19 protein-coding genes are annotated in these 18,443 nt (G+C 67.6%); 6 read left to right on the top strand and 13 right to left on the bottom strand.

Going from position 1 to position 18,443, the window contains the following annotated elements:
• Positions 1–58 precede the first annotated feature (58 nt).
• Positions 59–838, bottom strand: a complete 780-nt coding sequence (gene pyrH, locus H0P51_RS10150) for a UMP kinase (RefSeq protein ID WP_180917786.1) — start codon at positions 836–838, stop codon at positions 59–61.
• Between the two features lie 303 nt (positions 839–1,141).
• On the opposite strand from pyrH, the gene mbp1 reads away from it, so the two are divergent.
• On the top strand, positions 1,142–1,378 hold the full coding sequence (mbp1, locus tag H0P51_RS10145) for a microaggregate-binding protein 1 (protein ID WP_180917785.1): 237 nt from the start codon (positions 1,142–1,144) through the stop codon (positions 1,376–1,378).
• A 222-nt stretch (positions 1,379–1,600) separates the two neighbouring features.
• Positions 1,601–2,341, top strand: a complete 741-nt coding sequence (locus H0P51_RS10140; RefSeq protein ID WP_180917784.1) for a winged helix-turn-helix domain-containing protein — start codon at positions 1,601–1,603, stop codon at positions 2,339–2,341.
• 13 nt (positions 2,342–2,354) lie between these two features.
• On the opposite strand, the gene H0P51_RS10135 is transcribed toward H0P51_RS10140, so the two are convergent.
• Complete coding sequence (locus tag H0P51_RS10135; protein ID WP_180917783.1) at positions 2,355–3,290, bottom strand: lysophospholipid acyltransferase family protein; 936 nt, start codon at positions 3,288–3,290, stop codon at positions 2,355–2,357.
• A gap of 85 nt (positions 3,291–3,375) precedes the next feature.
• Positions 3,376–4,140: a DUF1942 domain-containing protein gene (locus H0P51_RS29210; RefSeq protein WP_246398545.1), complete on the bottom strand. Its 765-nt coding sequence runs from the start codon at positions 4,138–4,140 to the stop codon at positions 3,376–3,378.
• Positions 4,141–4,650: 510 nt separating this feature from the next.
• On the opposite strand from H0P51_RS29210, the gene H0P51_RS10125 reads away from it, so the two are divergent.
• The gene (locus tag H0P51_RS10125) at positions 4,651–5,079 is read left to right on the top strand and encodes a MarR family winged helix-turn-helix transcriptional regulator (protein WP_180917781.1); all 429 of its coding nucleotides are present in this window, start codon (positions 4,651–4,653) and stop codon (positions 5,077–5,079) included.
• A 3-nt stretch (positions 5,080–5,082) separates the two neighbouring features.
• Here the strand turns inward: H0P51_RS10125 and H0P51_RS10120 are convergent, their stop codons facing one another.
• From H0P51_RS10120 to rpsB, 3 genes are read right to left on the bottom strand one after another with little or no spacing between them, the layout of a single operon-like run.
• Positions 5,083–6,477 carry an amidase gene (locus tag H0P51_RS10120; RefSeq protein WP_180917780.1) on the bottom strand — a complete coding sequence of 465 codons (1,395 nt, stop codon included), beginning with the start codon at positions 6,475–6,477 and terminating at the stop codon, positions 5,083–5,085.
• A gap of 9 nt (positions 6,478–6,486) precedes the next feature.
• Positions 6,487–7,311 carry a translation elongation factor Ts gene (tsf, locus tag H0P51_RS10115; RefSeq protein ID WP_180917779.1) on the bottom strand — a complete coding sequence of 275 codons (825 nt, stop codon included), beginning with the start codon at positions 7,309–7,311 and terminating at the stop codon, positions 6,487–6,489.
• Positions 7,312–7,324: 13 nt separating this feature from the next.
• The gene (gene rpsB / locus H0P51_RS10110) at positions 7,325–8,146 is read right to left on the bottom strand and encodes a 30S ribosomal protein S2 (protein WP_180917778.1); all 822 of its coding nucleotides are present in this window, start codon (positions 8,144–8,146) and stop codon (positions 7,325–7,327) included.
• 349 nt (positions 8,147–8,495) lie between these two features.
• On the opposite strand from rpsB, the gene H0P51_RS10105 reads away from it, so the two are divergent.
• Positions 8,496–8,987 carry a M23 family metallopeptidase gene (locus H0P51_RS10105; protein WP_425489038.1) on the top strand — a complete coding sequence of 164 codons (492 nt, stop codon included), beginning with the start codon at positions 8,496–8,498 and terminating at the stop codon, positions 8,985–8,987.
• A gap of 90 nt (positions 8,988–9,077) precedes the next feature.
• Here H0P51_RS10105 and H0P51_RS10100 read toward each other — a convergent pair whose 3' ends face one another.
• The 7 genes from H0P51_RS10100 to fdhD form a co-directional block, all read right to left on the bottom strand.
• Positions 9,078–9,974: a tyrosine recombinase XerC gene (locus tag H0P51_RS10100; protein ID WP_180917776.1), complete on the bottom strand. Its 897-nt coding sequence runs from the start codon at positions 9,972–9,974 to the stop codon at positions 9,078–9,080.
• 32 nt (positions 9,975–10,006) lie between these two features.
• The gene (locus tag H0P51_RS10095; RefSeq protein WP_180917775.1) at positions 10,007–11,167 is read right to left on the bottom strand and encodes a lactate 2-monooxygenase; all 1,161 of its coding nucleotides are present in this window, start codon (positions 11,165–11,167) and stop codon (positions 10,007–10,009) included.
• Positions 11,168–11,192: 25 nt separating this feature from the next.
• Complete coding sequence (locus H0P51_RS10090; RefSeq protein WP_180917774.1) at positions 11,193–12,044, bottom strand: siderophore-interacting protein; 852 nt, start codon at positions 12,042–12,044, stop codon at positions 11,193–11,195.
• Positions 12,045–12,078: 34 nt separating this feature from the next.
• Entirely contained in the window at positions 12,079–13,224 is a 1,146-nt protein-coding gene (gene dprA / locus H0P51_RS10085; RefSeq protein ID WP_180917773.1) for a DNA-processing protein DprA, read from the bottom strand.
• On the bottom strand, positions 13,221–14,732 hold the full coding sequence (locus H0P51_RS10080) for a YifB family Mg chelatase-like AAA ATPase (protein ID WP_180917772.1): 1,512 nt from the start codon (positions 14,730–14,732) through the stop codon (positions 13,221–13,223). Before H0P51_RS10080 ends, dprA begins: the two co-directional genes overlap by 4 nt.
• On the bottom strand, positions 14,732–15,100 hold the full coding sequence (locus tag H0P51_RS10075) for a YraN family protein (protein WP_180917771.1): 369 nt from the start codon (positions 15,098–15,100) through the stop codon (positions 14,732–14,734). Before H0P51_RS10075 ends, H0P51_RS10080 begins: the two co-directional genes overlap by 1 nt.
• A 108-nt stretch (positions 15,101–15,208) precedes the next feature.
• Positions 15,209–16,033, bottom strand: coding sequence for a formate dehydrogenase accessory sulfurtransferase FdhD (gene fdhD / locus H0P51_RS10070; RefSeq protein ID WP_180917770.1), 825 nt, complete (start codon positions 16,031–16,033; stop codon positions 15,209–15,211).
• 245 nt (positions 16,034–16,278) lie between these two features.
• Between fdhD and H0P51_RS10065 the strand changes: the two genes are divergently transcribed.
• Both H0P51_RS10065 and H0P51_RS10060 read left to right on the top strand, forming a co-directional pair.
• Positions 16,279–17,634, top strand: coding sequence for a WS/DGAT/MGAT family O-acyltransferase (locus tag H0P51_RS10065; RefSeq protein WP_180917769.1), 1,356 nt, complete (start codon positions 16,279–16,281; stop codon positions 17,632–17,634).
• Positions 17,635–17,639: 5 nt separating this feature from the next.
• A complete protein-coding gene (locus tag H0P51_RS10060; protein ID WP_180917768.1) occupies positions 17,640–18,437 on the top strand; it encodes a GAF and ANTAR domain-containing protein in 798 nt (265 codons plus the stop codon).
• Positions 18,438–18,443 lie beyond the last annotated feature (6 nt).

Genomic DNA, 18,443 nt, shown 5'->3' with positions numbered 1-18,443 from the left:
CCTCCTCATCACTGCGTTCTGCATCGTCGCCAGCGCGAATCATTTGCGCGTCATCTCCTCAAGTGGTGACCAGCGTCCCGATCTTCTCACCCGCGACCGCCCGAGCGATATTTCCGTCGGTCAGCAGGTTGAACACCAGGATCGGCATGCCATTGTCCATACAAAGGCTGAACGCAGTCGCGTCGGCCACCCTCAAACCGCGGTCGATGACTTCCCGATGGCTGATCGCGGTGAGCAGTTCGGCATCCGGGTTCGTCCGGGGATCCTCGGCAAACACACCGTCGACCGCCTTGGCCATCAGGACCACGTCGGCCCCGATCTCCAGGGCCCGCTGTGCCGCGGTGGTGTCCGTCGAGAAGTACGGCAGACCCATGCCCGCGCCGAAGATCACCACCCGCCCCTTTTCCAGGTGGCGGACGGCCCGCAGCGGAAGGTAGGGCTCGGCCACCTGGCCCATCGTGATCGCCGTCTGGACGCGGGTGGCGATGCCTTCCTTTTCTAGGAAGTCCTGCAGCGCAAGGCTGTTCATCACGGTGCCGAGCATGCCCATGTAGTCCGACCGGGTGCGCTCCATACCGCGTTGCTGCAACTGCGCGCCGCGGAAGAAGTTGCCGCCACCGATCACCACGGCGACCTGCGCACCGTCCCGGACCACTTCGGCGATCTGCCGGGCCACCAGGGCGACGACGTCGGGGTCAAGTCCGACCTGGCCGCCACCGAACATCTCACCACCGAGCTTGAGCAGCACCCGTGAGTACTTCGACGGCGAACCGGTTACCGCGCCATTGGTGCCGTTCGGCCCCGGAGTCGCCGAACCGGCGTTGTTCGACTCCGTCATCAGTCTCCTCGTATGACAGGTGCCATCTCCGGCCATCCCACCCGGGCCATCTTGGCAAATACCCGGAACAGCCGCACTCATCCTGCCTCATCGCCACGGTTTGACGAGGGCGGGGTCCTGAGACGAGCACCGCCGAACCACAGGTTTGACGGCCCGCCGGTGCGGGAATCCGCTGTCCGCGGCGGCGGAGCCCAGGTCTTGAGGAGAAGGACCGCACCGCCTGATGCCGTACCGGCCAGCTCTTCGGCCGGTCACATCCACTCGCACAGCCCATTCCATTGCGACCAACTCAGGGAGGAACTCATGGCGGACAGCAACTCGGGACCCGTCGAGGCGGCCAAGGGAGTCGTCGAGGACGTCAAGGGCAAGGCCAAGGAAGCCATCGGAACGGTGACGGGCGACGGCGACCTGATCAACGAGGGCGAAGCGCAGCAGGACAAGGCGGAGGCGCAGCGCGACGCCGCCAAGAAGGAAGCACAGGCCGAAGCGGCCCGCGCCGCGGCAGATGTCGCCGAGCAGCGCCAGAAGGCCAACCAATAGGAGTCAACCAAGACTTGGTGGAAGGATGGGCCCGGTCTGTGCCAACGGACCGGGCCCATCGAATATCTCTTAATCCCGATTCGCAGTACCCGCGGTAACAAATTCTTGGGATAATCCCTCTGGACGGGGTAATCAGCGCGGCGCCGCGGGGTGGCAGTCCTGCGGAGGCAGCGACGGGTCGGGGTTGTTCGGGCATCAACTTCAAGGGTTGGGAGATAGCAGTTGGACGTTCTACTCCTAACCGATGACGCCGATTTCGAATCCGTCCTAGAGCTGGATTCGTTCGCCCTAACGGTGCGCACCGCCCCCTTGGCAGACGGTGCCGCCGGAACGGTCGACGGCGCCGACGTGGCGGTCATCGACGCACGCACTGACCTGTTGGCGGCACGCGCCGCATGCCGCCGACTGACCGCCACCGCCCCCGCGCTGGCCGTGGTGGCTGTGGTCACGCCGACCGACTTCGTGGCCGTCGACGTCGATTGGAACTTCGACGACGTATTGCTGGCCGCGGCCGGTGCAGCCGAGCTACAGGCTCGGTTGCGGCTGGCGATCACGCGCCGCCGCAACGCCGTCGGCGGCAAACTGCAATTCGGAGACCTGATCCTGCACCCGTCCAGCTACACGGTGTCGCTGGACGGCAACGACCTCGGACTAACACTGACCGAGTTCAGGTTGCTGAATTTCCTTGTCCAGCACGCAGGTCGGGCGTTCAGCCGCACCCGGCTGCTGCACGAAGTGTGGGGCTACGACAGCAACGGCCGCGTCCGCACCGTCGACGTACACGTACGCCGGCTTCGCGCCAAGCTCGGTGCCCGCTACGAGTCGATGGTCGACACCGTCCGCGGTGTCGGATACATGGCAGTGACGCCGCCGCAGCCACGTTGGATAGTCGGAGAGCCGATGCTGAGTCCAGCATGGACATCGGAAGCCGGTGCGCGCCAACCCGATCCGATAGTCCAATAGTCTTACCCGCGCGTTAGCCGAAAACCGGCAGCGCTCGCTTACGGGCCAACGCATCCATGCCTTGCTGAATGCTGTCTTCCACCTCGTGGTACTTGGACTCGATGTAGTCGTCGTCCTCGGTGCGGGCGGGATCCGGGTCGATTTCCACCGGGGGCATGAATCGAGTCCGGATCTTGGCCGGCAGCGGCAGCTGCGGCAGAGCAGCTGGCGCGATGCCCCAGGGCAGTGAGATCGCCAATGGGAATACCTTGAGCCGCAGCACCTTATCAAGGTGCAGGGCCCGTGACAGACGATCACCGCGAATCAGCACCGGCATTGCATCGGCGCCGCCCACAGTCGCGATCGGAACGATAGGCACCCCGGCCCGGATCGCCATCTTCACGAAGCCTTTGCGTCCGGCGAGAGTGGCGCGATCGCGCTCCGCCCAGGGGCGCAGCGAATCCACCTCGCCACCGGGCCACAACGCGACGTCGCGGCCTTCAGCCAAGGCTGTCGCGATTGCGTCGGGGGCTGCCGGCAGCACACCCATCGCCCGGAAGTACCGGCCGATGCCGGGAATCGCCATGAGCGCGTCGTGGGCCGTGCCGTGTAGCGGACGGTCCGGCCCAAACCTGCGCCACCATTGCAACCCGACGGTCCAGGCATCCCAGACGAATGGTGCGCCGGAGTGGATGCCGATCAGCAACACCGGTGACTGTCCGACGTTTTCCCAGCCGTCGATCTCCATCCGGAACCAGTAGTCCACCAGCGCGTTCCAGAAGAACTTCTGCCGGTGCATAGTCGTCTCATCCTGGCCGTCGAGGTCCCACTGGCCGGCGCGCTCCGCCACCCAACCGCTGACACCACCGTCGGTGTTGTCGCGCTTTTCGGCCATTTCCTCCCTGGCCCGCCGGGCGTGTTGCTTGGCTTGATCCTGCACTTCCGGGGGCCGGTGGTCAGTCTGAGTCATAGGGACCGGATACCCAGATCGCACTTATCAAACGCAAACCTCCCCGCGCCATGGCGGTGGCGCGGGGAGGTTTGTGGTGCGGAATTTAGCTGCTGTGCACCGGTGAGTTCGGTGTCGCCTCAGGCTCCTGGTCAGCTCCGGGCACCGCGTTGGGCGCCTGCCCAGGTGCCAGCTGGCTGGGCGCGGTCTGACCCGGCGCGGTCTGAGCCGGAGCCGGTTGACCCGGCATGGTCTGACCCGGGGCCGTCTCGCCCGGCATCATCTGACCGGGCGCCGTCTGACCCGGCACGGTCTGACCGGGCGCCGTCTGACCCGGCACGGTCTGGCCGGGCGCCGTCTGACCCGGAATCGAGTTCGGCGCCGGCATGTTCGCCGGGTTGCCCTCCCACACCAGCACGTCCTGCGCACCGTCGTTGTAGGCGACCCGGGTCGGGGGCGCGCCGGTCACATCGAAGTAGATCTTTCCGGTCGCGGTGCCACCCTGCGCGATCGGCGCGGGACTTAGGCCCGCAGGTGCGGCCGGAGCGCTGATCACGCGGTAGCTCTGCTCACCGGAGCTGGCGTTGAAGTTTGAGACCACAGGCGTCACAACACCGGTGTTTGCCTTCACGTGCACGTCGGCCTGCCACAGTTGCCCGGCCGGGTTGTAGCCCGGGATGGTGACATTGGCGGGCTGCAGACCGCTGACCGTGTAGTCAGTCGACATTGCGCCATCGACCAGCGTCTCGGGCGTTCCGAGTCCCTCGACAATGGTAGGAGCCGCCGAGGCAGAAGCCGCGCCGAAAAGACTGACCGCGGCAATCCCGGCGGCACCGAGAGCCGTCTTTGCAGTGGTTTTGGTGAACTTCACGCTGAATCCTCTCCGTTGGTGTCGTTCCAAGCGGTCAGCAGCACATGAGCGAACCAACCGCGCATTCATCGCTTACCCAACGGGCGCAGCCTCAAACTGCGACCGCATTCGAATTGCCTTGTGCGGCCTGCCTACCTGCGCGAACCAGGCCAAATTGATTTGCGCCACAAAATTATTCGCGCCACATTGTCACCATGGGCACCACCAGGGACCCAGCGTGTTCCACCCTACGCCGCTCGAGCGCCCACGCACACCGAATTGTTGTGACAGCAGTCGAATAGGAGCGGCAGGCAATAACATCGACGCAGCGGCCGACAAATACGAGGAGCGGGTTACCAAATCTATTGCAGTGCTTGATGATGAAACAGGCGGCCGACATATATAGGGCGCATCCGGCGAAAAGCTTTGTCAACATTCGGAAATGGACCACCGCATCCGCACGCCGGCTGATCTGCACCTTTTTGGCACAATCCCCGCGTCCGGACCACGCGGTATGTCAGGATACCTGATATGGGTGAAGCCGCCGACACTGAGGACGCCCCGCTGGGCTACTTGCTCTATCGAGTGATGTCCGTGTTACGACCCGGTGCCAGCGCCGCACTGGGGCCGCTGGGCCTGACGCTGCCGGAATTCGTCTGTTTACGCATCCTGTCCCACTCGCCGGGCTCCTCCAGCGCCGAACTGGCGCGACACGCCAGCGTCACCCCGCAGGCTATGAATACGGTGCTGCGCAAGCTGGAAGACATCGGCGCGGTGTCACGTCCCGCCTCGGTGTCCGCCGGTCGCGCCCTGCCGGCCGCATTGACAAGCCACGGCCGGGCCCTGCTCAAGCGCGCCGAAACGGTCGTCCACGCTGCTGACGCACGCATCCTGGCGAAACTGACCGAGCGTGAGCAACGCGACTTCAAGCGGATGCTGGGAACGCTCGGCTCGGACTGAGCGTCAGGTGTGAATCTGTGCCCAAGGCCGGGCCTCTTCGAGTTCGTAGGCCAGTTCCAGCAGCAGCGCTTCCTGGCCTAGGTCGGCCGACAGCATCATCCCGACCGGCAGGCCTTCGCTGGATTGGGCCAACGGCAGTGAAATCGCCGGATCCCCGGTCACGTTCTGCAGCGGCGTGTAGGCGACCCAGTCGGACAGTCGGTCGATCACCTGCTGGTAATCGGTCGGTGCCAAATAGCCGACCCGTGGCGTCGGGTCGGCGAGTGTCGGGGTGAGCAGCGCGTCGTAGCTGCGGTAGAACTCGGCGCTGCGGCCCCGTAGCCGGCGTAGCCGGGCAATCGCCAGCGGGAGGCGGTGGATGTTGCGCCGCGTGTGGTCGTGCAGCCCCATCGTCAGAGCGTCCAACCGGGTTCGGTCGAAGGTTTCACCGAACATCCGCCGTCCCGCGCTCACCTGGGCTAGCGCGAGAAAGCCCCAATACAGCACGAAGTCGGCGTGGAAGCTGGCCGTCGCGGGTATCCGGTCGATGGGTTCGACACGGTGCCCTAGTTCCTCGAGTAGCGTCGCGGTGCTGCGCGTCAGCTCGCGCAGTTCAGGGCTGCAGTCGCGGTGCATCGACTGGGTGGTGACGGCGATCTTCAGCCGCCGGACGCCGGCGCGGGTGACGTCCCCGATCGGAGGCAGCTTGGCCGCGCGGAACGTCCGTTCGGCCTCCCGATAGAAGGCTGCGGTGTCGCGGACCGAGCGGGTCACCACCCCGTTGGCAACGATGTTGACCGGCATCCGCCGCAGCGCGGCTTCCAGGGGCATCCGGCCACGCGACGGTTTCAGACCCACCAGACCGTTACACGCGGCCGGTATCCGGATGGAGCCGCCGCCATCGTTGGCGTGCGCGATCGGCACCACGCCGGCGGCGACGAACGCCGCCGAGCCCGAAGACGACGCACCGGCAGTGTGGTCGGTGTTCCAGGGGTTTCGGACCGGACCCAGCCGCGGGTGCTCGGCGGCGGCGCTGAACCCGAACTCCGACAGCCGCGTCTTGCCCAGCGACACCAGGCCGGAGCCCAGCACCACGCGCGTGACCTCGCTGTCCGCTCGCGCCGGGTACGGCTGCCACGCATCGGTGCCACTCATGGTGGGCTGGCCCGCGACGTCGACGTTGTCTTTGATGACCGTCGGCACGCCGGCAAAAAAGCCGCTGCTGCGGCCCGCCGCCAACGCTCTGTCGAACGCCGGGTGCGCCAATGCGTTCAGCTCGGGATCGACCGCTTCGGCGCGGGCGATCGCCGCCTTGACGACCGCGGACTGGTCCAGCTCGCCGGCCCGGATGGCCTCGGCCAGCGCGACGCCGTCCAGGTCGCGCAGGGCGTCATCGCCGAACGCGTGTACGCGCGCCACGGGGCCCGCTCAGGCCTGCCCGACCTCGAAGCGCACGAAGCGGGTCACGGTGACACCGGCCTCGTCGAGCAGCGCCTTGACGGTCTTCTTGCTGTCGGACACCGACGGCTGCTCGAGCAGCACCGAGTCCTTGAAGAAGCCCTGCAACCGGCCCTCGACGATCTTGGCCAGCGCTTGCTCGGGCTTGCCTTCGGCCTTCGCCGTCTCCTCGGCGATGCGGCGCTCGCTGGTCACCACATCCTCCGGCACGTCGTCACGAGACAGGTAGCGCGCCTTGAGCGCGGCGATCTGCAACGCGACCGCGTGTGCGGCTTCCTTGGCCGAGGCGCCGTCGCCGGTGTATTCCACCAGCACGCCCACCGCCGGCGGCAGGTCAGCCGCCCGCTTGTGCAGATAGGTCTCGACGGTGCCGTCGAAGTTGGCGACCCGACGCAGCTCCAGCTTTTCGCCGATTTTGGCCGACAGCGCGGCGATGGCCTCTTCGACCGTCTTGTCACCGGAACGCGCGGCTTTGAGGGCCTCGATATCGGTGGCCTTCGATGCCGCGGCGGCCGCAACGATCGTGTCGGCCAACTGCTGGAACTCGGCGTTCTTGGCGACGAAGTCGGTCTCGGAGTTCAGCTCGATCAGCGCACCGTCCTTGGCGGCGACCAGACCTTCGGCCGTCGCCCGCTCAGCGCGCTTGCCGACGTCCTTGGCGCCTTTGATACGCAGCGCCTCGACGGCCTTGTCGAAGTCGCCATCCGAATCGGCCAGCGCGTTCTTGCAGTCGAGCATTCCAGCACCGGTCAGCTCCCGAAGTCGCTTGACGTCGGCAGCGGTGAAGTTCGCCAATGCTCAGCCTTTCTTAGGTTGCGTCTGTGGTTGGTTCGACCCCGGTGGGGCCATCGGGCGGGGCAGCGCCGGCTAGTAATTCCTGCTCCCATTCGGGCAGGGGCTCGGCGGCCTCAGCCTCCGGCTTACCGTCGCCGCGGCCCAAACCGGCCCGGGCCTGCAGGCCTTCGGCGACCGCCGAGGCGATCACCTTGGTCAGCAGCGCCGCCGAGCGGATCGCGTCGTCGTTGCCCGGGATGGGGTAGTCGACCTCGTCGGGGTCACAGTTGGTGTCCAGGATCGCGATCACCGGGATGCCTAGTTTGCGGGCCTCGCCGACGGCGATGTGCTCCTTGTTGGTGTCGACGACCCACACCGCCGAGGGCACCTTGGCCATGTCCCGGATACCGCCCAGGCTGCGCTCCAGCTTGTTCTTCTCGCGGGTCAGACCAAGGATTTCCTTTTTGGTGCGGCCCTCGAAGCCACCGGTCTGCTCCATCGCCTCGAGTTCCTTGAGGCGCTGCAGGCGCTTGTGAACGGTGGAGAAGTTGGTGAGCATCCCACCCAGCCAGCGCTGGTTCACGTACGGCATGCCGACGCGGGTCGCCTCGGCGGCGACGGACTCCTGCGCCTGCTTCTTGGTGCCAACGAACAGCACCGTGCCACCGTGGGCGACGGTTTCCTTGACGAACTCGTACGCCCGGTCGATGAAGGTCAGCGTCTGCTGCAGGTCGATGATGTAGATGCCATTGCGGTCGGTGAAGATGAACCGCTTCATCTTGGGATTCCAGCGACGGGTCTGATGCCCGAAGTGGGTGCCGCTGTCGAGCAGCTGCTTCATGGTCACAACAGCCATGACTGTGCCCAGCTTTCATGTGTCGTTGGTGGTGGTCGCGAGCGCGGCGAGGCCGGGCGCAGCGAGTCAGCACCATTCGGTTTGTCGCCCGGCGACGGGTGAAGCCGGGCCCTGGCGCCTGCTGCGATGCCGCACCCGCTTGTGACGGCGGGACCGCTCGGCATGCTGTTGCGGATCCCTCAAATACTGGGTCGCGGTGCAGACGCGCGAAGTCAGCCCGCTGATGCGAGCTGCGTGGAGCAGTTTACACCGAGTCGCGGCGGTGCTTTTCCCCTCGTCCACAGCGGTTAGCGGGTGACTGGCCCAGGGTTCGGCGTACCAGTGCACTGAGCAGGTGCGATGGGTGTTCCTGGTGCTGCTGCTGGGCTGGGTGCTGCTCAACGCGCCGCCAGCGGACGCCGCCGGCGGCCGGTTGAGCTGGCCACTGCGGCCGCCGCCGACGGTGTCGCGCGGGTTCGACGCGCCGTCGCAGCGCTGGCTAGCCGGGCACCGTGGGGTTGACCTGGCCGGACGCCCCGGACAGCCGGTCTACGCCGCCGGCGACGCAACCGTGGTGTTCGCCGGGCTATTGGCCGGCCGGCCGGTGGTGTCGCTGGCGCATCCAGGCGGACTGCACACCAGCTACGAGCCGGTGCGCGCGGTCGTGCGGGGTGGTCAAGCGGTGGCGTCGGGAAGCGTGCTCGGCGCGTTGCAGGCCGGTCACTCCGGCTGCCCGGCCGCGGCCTGCTTGCACTGGGGTGCCATGTGGGGCCCGGCGTCGCACGCCGACTACGTCGACCCGCTGGGCCTGCTGGAGTCGACGCCGCTGCGGCTCAAGCCGCTCGCACCTCCGCCCGCTTAGCTGCGGTTGGCTGCGGTTGGCTGCAAACGTAACCGCGCTCTGCGATTCGGCGGCCGAGATTCGCGGTGCCTTCTAATTGCTGGCAGATACTCACGCACGCGGGTGGGCCTGGTCGTGCACCGCCCGCAGCCGGGAGACCGCCACATGGGTGTAGAGCTGAGTGGTGGCAAGGCTGGAATGGCCCAGCAACTCCTGGACCACCCGCAGGTCGGCACCGCCTTCCAGCAGATGGGTCGCGGCACTGTGCCGCAGACCGTGCGGCCCCATGTCGGGGGCGCCGTCCACGGCGGCGACGGTCTGGTGCACCACGGTGCGGGCCTGCCGCACGTCAAGGCGGCGACCGCGCGTGCCCAGCAGCAGCGCCGGCCCGGACTCGACGGTGGCCAGCGCCGGGCGGCCGTCGGACAGCCAGGCGCGCAGCGCCTCGGCGGCCGGTTGGCCGAACGGCGCGCTGCGCTGCTTGTTTCCCTTGCCCAGCACCCGTACCAGCCGATGCCCGGTGTCGACATCATCGACGTCCAAGCCGCACAGCTCGCTGACCCGGATGCCGGTGGCGTACAACATTTCCACGATCAACCGATCCCGCAGCGCCAGCGGATCGCCCTGCTCCGCACCCGATTTCGCGGCCGCCATCGCCGCCAGCGCCTGGTCCTGGCGTAGCACCGCGGGCAGGGTGCGGTGCGCCTTGGGCACCTGCAGCCGGACCGCCGGGTCGGTGGACAACAGACCCCGCCGGACCGCCCACGCGGTGAACGCCTTGATAGACGAGGTGCGCCGGGCCAGCGTGGTGCGGGCCGCACCGGAACCCGCCGCGCTGGCCAGCCACGACCGCAGTACCGGCAGGCTCAGGGTCTGCAGATCTGAGCCGCGCTCGGCGAGGAAGTCGAGCAGCGACCGCACGTCACCCAGATAGGCTCTGCGGGTGTGCGCCGAACGACCGCACTGCAGGTTCAGGTATTCGTCGAACTCGTCGAAAATCGCCTGCACTCCCCCACGCTGACAAAAGGGGCGCGGTGTTTCTACCGGACGCGCCGCAGCGTGTCCGGGGTGAGATCTTTAAGCGTCGGGTAGCCGTCGACGGCCATGATCAAGTCGGCCTCGGCGAGCAGCATGCGCAGTACATGAACGACGCCGTCGACACCCCCCAGCGCCAGGCCGTAGGCGTACGGCCGGCCGACACCGACCGCGGTCGCGCCCATGGCCAGCGCCTTGATTACGTCGGCGCCGCTGCGGATGCCGGAGTCGAACAGGACCGGCAGGCCCTCGGCTGCCTCCACCACACCAGGCAGGCAGTCCAGCGCGGGCAAACCGCCGTTGGCCTGCCGGCCGCCGTGGGTGGAGCAGTAGATGCCGTCGACGCCGCCGTCCCTGGCGCGCCGGGCGTCGTCGGGGTGACAGATGCCCTTGATGAGCAAAGGCAGGTCGGTCAGCGAGCGCAGCCAGGGCAGATCGGCCCAGGTCAGGGGATTTCCGAACTGCTGTGCCCAGCGCAGCACGGCCCCTTGCGGGTCTTCCTCGGGCGGCTTGGTTAGGCCGGCGCGGAAGACTGGGTCGCTGGTGTAGTTGCTCAGGCAGTGCCCGCGCAGCTGCGGAAAGTTGGCGGTGCTCAGGTCCCGCGGGCGCCAACCTGGGATCCAGGTGTCCAGCGTGACGACGATGGCCTTGAAGCCGGCGGCCTCGGCCCGCTGGACGAGGCTGGCGGCCAAATCGCGATCCTTCGGCGTGTAGAGCTGAAAGAACCCGGGGGTGTCGCCGAATTGCGCGGCGACGTCTTCTAGCGGATCGGCGGTGAGCGTGGAGACGACCATCGGGACCCCGGTGCGGGCTGCGGCGCGCGCGGTGGCCAAGTCACCGTGGCCGTCCTGCGCGCACAGCCCGATCACCCCGATCGGCGCCATGAAAAGTGGCGAAGGCAGCTTCAAGCCGAACAGATCGACCGTCAGGTCGCGTTCGGCGGCGCCGACGAACATGCGTGGCATCAAGCCCCATTGGTCGAAGGCCTCGCGGTTGGCCCGCTGGGTGCGCTCGTCGCCGGCTCCCCCGACCACGTAGGACCACACCGATGGCGGCATGGCCAGCTGCGCCCTGGCTTCCAACTCCGTGTAGGCCATCGGTAGCGAAGGCGTGACGCCGGACAGGCCCTGGAAGTAGATCTCGTACTGGTAATCGCCGAATGCCATGCGAAGAGAATGCCAGCCCGGTGCCCTACTGGGATCCGGCCTCCGCCTCGGCGAGTTCTTTCTTCCATGCCCGGAATGACTCTTCGGTGCGGCCCCGGCGCCAGTAACCCGAGATCGAGGACGCCCACTGGGCACCGACGCCACGCTCCTTGCGGATGTAGGGACGCAAATTGTGCATGACGGCTTGCGCCTCGCCGTGGATGAAGACATGCACCTGGCCCGGCAGCCACAGCGTCGTGGTGACCGCCTCGATCAGCGGCGCGTGGTCGCCAGCTCGGTCTTCGGGCACCAGGTCGGCGCGCCCGCCCCGGTAGACCCAGTTCACCTCGACCGATTCGGGGGCGGCCAGCGGTATCTCGTCGTCGGGTCCGGCGACCTCGATGAACACCTTGCCGACGGCGGTGTCGGGCAGCGCCTCCAGGGCAGCCGCGATGGCCGGGATCGCCGATTCATCCCCGGCCAGCAGGTGCCAGTCGGCCGCCGGGTCGGGCGTGTAGGCGCCACCGGGGCCCATCAGATAGATCGGTTGACCCGGTTGCACCGACGCGGCCCACGGACCGGCCACACCGTGCTCGCCGTGAATGGCGATGTCCAAGGTGATCTGCCGGGCCTGCTCATCGACGCGGCGCACGGTCAGGGTGCGCACCGCGGGCCGCTTCTCCGGCGGCAGTTCGGCGAAGCTGTCCAGGGTCAGCGGCTCCGGCAGCGCTGCGACGTCTACGCCGTCGGTTACGAAGACCAGCTTCACGTAGGAGTCGGTGAACTTGCTGGGCACGAAGGTGTCGAAATGGTCGCTGCCCAACACCACCCTGATCATGTGCGGCGTGAGCTGCTCGGTACTGACCACCTCGAATGCTTGCAGAGGCCGACCTGCCACTGAATCCTCCTGTTCGAACCCCGATTTCATTCGACTATACGAGCCGCGGTCGTTCACTACGGTGGCGCGCTATGCGCCAGCGCCCGTCTTCGCACTCCACGAGGCCGGCTACCTCCAACAACGCCAAGGGCCCCAGCACCTGCTCGGGCACCAGCCCGGACGCAACGGCGATCTCGTCGACGGTGGCGACGCCGCGGCCCGGTAACGCGTCGTGCACCCGCCGCTCGGCGTCGCTGAGCCCGTCCAACGCGGTGCCGGGCCGCGGCTCATCTTCGGCCAGCTCGCCGATGCGTCCGACGAGCTCGACGACATCCTCGGCGCGCGTGACCAATTCCGCGCCACCGCGCAGCAGCACGTGCGACCCCGCCGACGCCGACGACGTCACCGGTCCGGGCACCGCGGCTACCAGCCGGCCCAGAGCACGCGCCCAGGCCGCAGTGTTGGCGGCGCCGCTGCGCAGTCCCGCCTCCACCACCACCACAGTGCCCGCCAGCGCGGCCACCAGCCGGTTGCGGGTCAAGAAGCGGTGCCGGGCCGGCCGGACACCCGGCGGGTATTCAGTCACGAGCAGGCCGGTTCGGCCGATCCGATGCAGCAAGGAGGAATGCCCGGCCGGATAGGGGACGTCGATCCCGCCGGCCAGCACCGCGACGGTGGTCCCGTCCGCCGCCAGCGTCGCGCGGTGCGCAGCGCCGTCGATGCCGAAGGCACCACCGGAGACGACCGCGACGTCACGTTCGGCCAAACCGGCCGCCAGGTCGGCCGCGATGTGCTCGCCGTAGCCGGTGGCGGCCCGGGTGCCCACGACGGCCGCCGAGCGATAGGACACCTCGTCTAGGCGGGCCGGCCCCAGCGCCCACAACGCCAGCGGCGCCCCGCTGCGCGAGCGCACCGCCATATTGCCGAAGCTGGCGAACGCCAGCGCTGGCCATTCTTCGTCATCGGCGGTGATCAGCCGTCCACCTCGGCTCTGCAGCAGTCGCAGGTCCGCGCTTCCCTGCTCGATATGGCGCCTTGCATCGGTGCGTCGGGCCAGCTCGCCCTCGACCGCGCCACGCCGGATGCGGTCGGCGGCCTCCTGCGGTCCCACCGAGTCGATCAGGACCGCCAGTTGCGCGCAGGGCGGCTCAGCCACCCGCGATAGGTAGGCCCACGCCAGCTGCCGGTCGCAGGCACTCACCGCGCCGCTCCCGACTGCCGAAAGCTCAGTGCCGCAGCAACTTCCGCGACTCCCGGGGCGGTACGGCCGGCCAGGTCGCTGAGCGTCCAGGCGACCCGGAGCGTGCGATCGAGCCCACGGATGCTGAGGATGCCGCGCTCCACCGCTTTGCGCAGCGGTTCCATGGTGGCGCTGCCGAGACGGAACTTACGCCGCAGCAACGCGCCGCTGACTTCGCCGTTGGTGCTGAACCCGTACGGTTCCCAGCGATGGGCCGCGGCCTGCCGGGCCTGCGCCACCCGGCGGCGTACCTGCGCGGTGGGTTCGCCGTCCGCGGCCGAGAACGCCCCGGCCCGCACCACGTGCATTTGCACCCGCAGGTCGACCCGATCCAGCAGCGGACCGGACAACTTGCTCAGGTAGCGGCGCTTCACCGCGGCTGGACATTGGCAATCCTGCGGATCCGCGGGTGCACACGGACACAGGTTGGCCGCCATCACCAGCTGGAATCGGGCCGGGTAGCACGCCACCCCGTCGCGGCGGGCAAGGCGTATCTCACCGTCCTCCAACGTGGTGCGCAGCGCATCCAGCGTGTGGCCACCGATCTCGGCGCACTCGTCGAGGAACAGCACTCCGCGGTGGGCTCGGCTGACCGCACCGGGGCGGGCGATGCCCGTCCCGCCGCCGATCAGCGCGGCCACGCTGGAACTGTGATGTGGCGCCACGAACGGCGGCCGCGTGATCAGCGGTGTGTCCGCGGACAATAGCCCTGCCACCGAGTGGATCGCGGTGACCTCCAGCGCCTCGCGGTGTGTCAGCGGGGGTAGCAGTCCCGGAAGGCGTTGTGCCAGCATGGTTTTACCCACACCGGGCGGCCCGGTCATCATCAGGTGATGCGCGCCGGCCGCGGCGACTTCCACGGCGAAGCGGGCCTGCGACTGTCCGACGATGTCCGCCATGTCCATCAGCGGCTCCTCCTCGGCGTCGGATGCGTCGGCGGGCTCGTCCAGGCCGGCGGAGCCGTTCAGCCAGTCCCGCAGTTGCCCGAGGGTGCGCACACCACCGACGTCGATGCCGTCCACCAGGCCGGCTTCGGCCAGGTTGGCGGTCGGGACGACGACCGCCGGCCAGCCCTCGCGCCTGGCCGCGAGCACCGCGGGGAGCACCCCGCGCACCGGCCGCACCCGGCCGTCCAGAGACAACTCGCCGAGCAGGACCGTCTTCTCCAACCGGTGCCACGGCTTCTTGCGCTGCGCCGAGAGCACGGCGGCGGCCAGGGCAATGTCGTAGACCGATCCGACCTTCGGCAGGGTGGCCGGCGATAGCGCGAGGGTGAGCCTGGCCATCGGCCAGGTGTTGCCGCAGTTGGTGACGGCGGCGCGGACCCGGTCGCGGGACTCCTGCAACGCCGCGTCGGGCAGACCGACCAGGTGCACTCCCGGCAGCCCCGAGGTGATGTCGGCTTCGATCTCCACGATGTGCCCGTCGAGCCCCTGAATCGCCACCGAGAACGCCCGCCCGAGCGCCATCAGCCGACACCCTTGAGGTGGATCAGTTCGGGGGTCGGACGCCGGCCGATGCGCACCCCGATCACGTCGATGCGCAGGGCCGCCCAACCCTGGTCCTGATCGGCCAACCACAGGCCGGCCAGCCGACGCAGCCGACGCACCTTCGCCTCGGTCACCGCTTGCGCCACCCCGCCGTAGGCGTCCCCGGTGCGGGTCTTGACCTCAACGAAAACGGCAGTGCGACTTAATGTATCGCAGGCGATCACATCGAGTTCGCCGTAGCGGCAGCGCCAGTTGCGGTGCAGGATCTGCAACCCGAGGCCGCTCAGGTGGTCAACAGCCAGTTGTTCGCCCAGCGCCCCGAGCTGGGCCCGCGTCAACGTCGTCATGCCGCCAAACTGCCAGTGCGCCCCGACACCGGCGGTGCGGCAGCGGCCCGAAGGGCATCGACAGCGGCTGTCTATCCCCAGTCAGCCCTTCATCCACAGGCCGAGCGGTCAGCGGGCCACCCGATCCGCGCGTGCATAGACATTCATCGAGTCCTCGCGCAGGAACCCCACCAGGGTGATGCCCGACTCCTCGGCCAGCGACACCGCCAGCGACGACGGCGCCGAAACGGCCGCCAGCACCGGGATCCCAGCCATCAACGCCTTCTGGGTCAACTCGAACGATGCCCGACCGCTGACCAGCAGGACCGATCCCGTCAGCGGCACCCGCTCGTGCTCCAGCGCCCAGCCGATCACCTTGTCGACCGCGTTGTGCCGGCCGATGTCCTCGCGCACGACCAACATCGTGCCGTCCGCTCCGAACAGTCCAGCGGCGTGCAAACCCCCGGTGGCCGCGAAAACCTTTTGCGCGCTGCGCAACTGGTCCGGCATTCTCTCCAGGGCGGCAGTGGTGACGCAGACCGGGTCGTCGCCCGGCGGGTAATGACTCAGTAGTTGCACCGCGTCCAACGACGCCTTGCCGCAGACACCGCAGGACGACGTGGTGTAGAAGTTGCGGGTCACATCGCGACTCGGGGGTGCGACGCCGGCAGCCAGCGTCACGTCGAGCACGTTGTAGTTGTTGACGCCACCGGCGTCGCGGCCGTCGCAGTAGCGAATGGTGTGCACATCGGCCCGCCGGACGATTACCCCTTCGGTGAGCAGAAACCCTTGCGCCAGTTCGACATCCGAGCCGGGTGTACGCATGGTTACCGCTACCGCCGCCCCGTTGACCCGGATCTCCAACGGCTCCTCGACCGCCAGCGTCTCCGACCGGTCACTGGCGTGATCGGCAGCAAGATGCCGTACCCGGCGCCGCGCGGTTACGTGCCCCACTGGATCCGCTCAACTGCCACGGTTGTCACGGCCGCCAGATTACCGGGCGCGGCGTCACATCCCCGCCGCCAAAGCCGCCTGTCGGACCGTCCTCGGTCAGCGGCGCCGAGCCCGGTCAGCCTTCCCACGCCGCCGACGGTCAGACTCTTGAACGAGACACGTCACCAAATGTGTGCGAGACGCCACAGTTGGCTATACCTACGCCGTCAATCGCGGGGTCGTACTTTCGGGCAAAGGGGCAAAACATGAAGCTGATCGCGCCGACCGACTCTATGTTTCTGCTCGGAGAATCACGGGAGCATCCGATGCACGTCGGAGGGTTGCAGTTATTCCAACCGCCCGACGGCGCCAACGAAGACTTCGTCACCGAAGCGTACGAGTCGATGCTCAGCCGCACCGACGTACAACCGACGTTCCGCAAACACCCCTCGTTCGTGGGTCCGGTCACCAACCTGGCGTGGGCGGTGGACCGTGAGGTGGAACTCGACTATCACTTCCGCCGGTCCGCGCTGCCGCGCCCGGGTCGCGTACGTGAGTTGCTCGAGGTCTGCTCGCGCTGGCACGGCAGCCTGCTCGACCGGCACCGCCCGCTATGGGAAGCGCACCTCGTGGAGGGTCTCAGTGACGGGCGCTACGCGGTCTACACCAAGTTCCACCACTCACTGATGGATGGCGTCTCCGCCATGCGTCTGATCCAGCGCGCGTTCACCAGCGATCCGAACGACGGCGAGATTCGGGTGCCTTGGGAGCTCAAACCGCGCCACAAGCCGGAAAAGGGCAGCAACGCGTCGGCGCTGCAGTCGCTGACCGGCGCGATCGGGGCGGCAGCGGGCTTGGCCCCGTCGACCTTGTCACTGGCGCGCGCGGCGTTGCTCGAGCAACAGCTCACCTTCCCGTTTCGAGCACCTAAGTCCATGTTCAACGTGCGGATCGGCGGCGCTCGGCGCATCGCCGCACAGTCCTGGCCGCTGGAACGCATCTTCGGCGTGAAGACTGCCACGAACGTCAGCTTCAACGACGTCGTGCTGGCGATGTCCGCGGGCGCCCTCCGCGCGTATCTGATCGAACAGAATGCGCTGCCGGATGCGCCGCTGATCGCGATGGTTCCGGTGAGTCTTCGCAAGGAGGGCAGCGAAGGCGGCGGGAACTCGGTCGGGACCGTGTTGTGCAACCTCAATACCGATGTGGAGGACGCTGGCCAGCGTCTTCGTGGGATCAGCTCGTCGATGTCGGAACAGAAGCAGCTGTTCAACCAGCTCCCCCAGGTGCAGCAACTGGCCTTGTCCGCTTTCCTGACCGGCGGACTTTTCCTTGGGCTGATTCCGGGATTCATCCGCACCGCGCCGCCACCGTTCAACATCGTGATCTCCAATGTTCCGGGATCCAAGGAGAAGCTGTACTGGCGGGGCGCAGAGATGGTCGGCAATTACCCATTGTCGATCACCCTGGACGGGCAGGCGATGAACATCACGGTGACCAACAACGCCGAAAACCTCGACTTCGGCTTGGTCGGCGCCAGAGGCAGTGTGCCCCACCTGCAACGCATGCTCAGTCATCTGGAGACGTCTCTGAAAGACCTCGAACGCGCCGTCGGTGTGTGACTGTGATGACCACCGGACTAAGGTACGGCCAGAACGCAGCGCCGAAGGGAGGTAACGACGTGGCCAACGAACCGGAGAGTCCGTCCAAGGGCGCGCTGATCGCCGACCCCGCGACCGTATTCGCAGCCCTAGCCGAGATCATCTACCAGGGATCCGACGCCAGCCAGATGTATGCCGCGATCTGCGTGGCCGCCACCCTGGTGGTCCCCGGTTGCGATCACGCCAGCCTGATGGTCAAACGCGGGGACCGCTACGTCACCGTTGGCGCCAGCAGCAGCCTGGCGCACCGCATCGACGAGCTGGAACGACGTGCCGGGGACGGCCCGTGCATCGACGCGATCGAGGAAGAAACACCCCAGATCGAATCGGACCTGAGCGTTCCGACGCAGTGGCCGAAGTTCGCGGCCAAGCTGCTCGCCGACACCCCGGTGCGCGGGGCAATGGGGTTCCGGCTGCTCATCGACAAACGCAAGGGCGCCGCGCTGAACCTGTTCAGCGAGACGCCAAATGTCTTTGACTCCGAATCCGCGGGCAGCGCAGCGGTGCTGGCGTCGTTTGCCAGCGTGGCGATCAACGCGATCGCACACGGCGAAGACGCCGCCAGCCTGCGGCGGGGGCTGTTGAGCAACCGGGAGATCGGCAAGGCGGTCGGCATGCTGATGATGCTGCACGAGATGAACGAGGATGAGGCCTTCGACTTGCTGCGGCGTCACTCCCAGGGCCTCAACATCAAGCTGGCCGACGTGGCCCGCAAGATCATCGACTCCCGGGGCGAGTTGGAAATCACCGAGGAGAGTTTCTAGCGGCCG

Origin of the sequence: Mycobacterium vicinigordonae (assembly GCF_013466425.1) — a bacterium.
Lineage (GTDB): Bacteria > Actinomycetota > Actinomycetes > Mycobacteriales > Mycobacteriaceae > Mycobacterium > Mycobacterium vicinigordonae.
This window is presented reverse-complemented; position numbering and strand designations above follow the sequence as displayed.

Bases quoted from the DNA above. Each gene is read 5' to 3' on its own strand.
- H0P51_RS10135 (WP_180917783.1), bottom strand. From the start codon at position 3,290: ATGACTCAGACTGACCACCGGCCCCCGGAAGTGCAGGATCAAGCCAAG.
- pyrH (WP_180917786.1), bottom strand. From the start codon at position 838: ATGACGGAGTCGAACAACGCCGGTTCGGCGACTCCGGGGCCGAACGGC.
- rpsB (WP_180917778.1), bottom strand. From the start codon at position 8,146: ATGGCTGTTGTGACCATGAAGCAGCTGCTCGACAGCGGCACCCACTTC.
- H0P51_RS10075 (WP_180917771.1), bottom strand. From the start codon at position 15,100: ATGACGACGTTGACGCGGGCCCAGCTCGGGGCGCTGGGCGAACAACTG.
- H0P51_RS10065 (WP_180917769.1), top strand. From the start codon at position 16,279: ATGAAGCTGATCGCGCCGACCGACTCTATGTTTCTGCTCGGAGAATCA.
- H0P51_RS10095 (WP_180917775.1), bottom strand. From the start codon at position 11,167: ATGGCATTCGGCGATTACCAGTACGAGATCTACTTCCAGGGCCTGTCC.
- H0P51_RS10125 (WP_180917781.1), top strand. From the start codon at position 4,651: ATGGGTGAAGCCGCCGACACTGAGGACGCCCCGCTGGGCTACTTGCTC.
- mbp1 (WP_180917785.1), top strand. From the start codon at position 1,142: ATGGCGGACAGCAACTCGGGACCCGTCGAGGCGGCCAAGGGAGTCGTC.
- H0P51_RS10060 (WP_180917768.1), top strand. From the start codon at position 17,640: ATGACCACCGGACTAAGGTACGGCCAGAACGCAGCGCCGAAGGGAGGT.
- H0P51_RS10080 (WP_180917772.1), bottom strand. From the start codon at position 14,732: ATGGCGCTCGGGCGGGCGTTCTCGGTGGCGATTCAGGGGCTCGACGGG.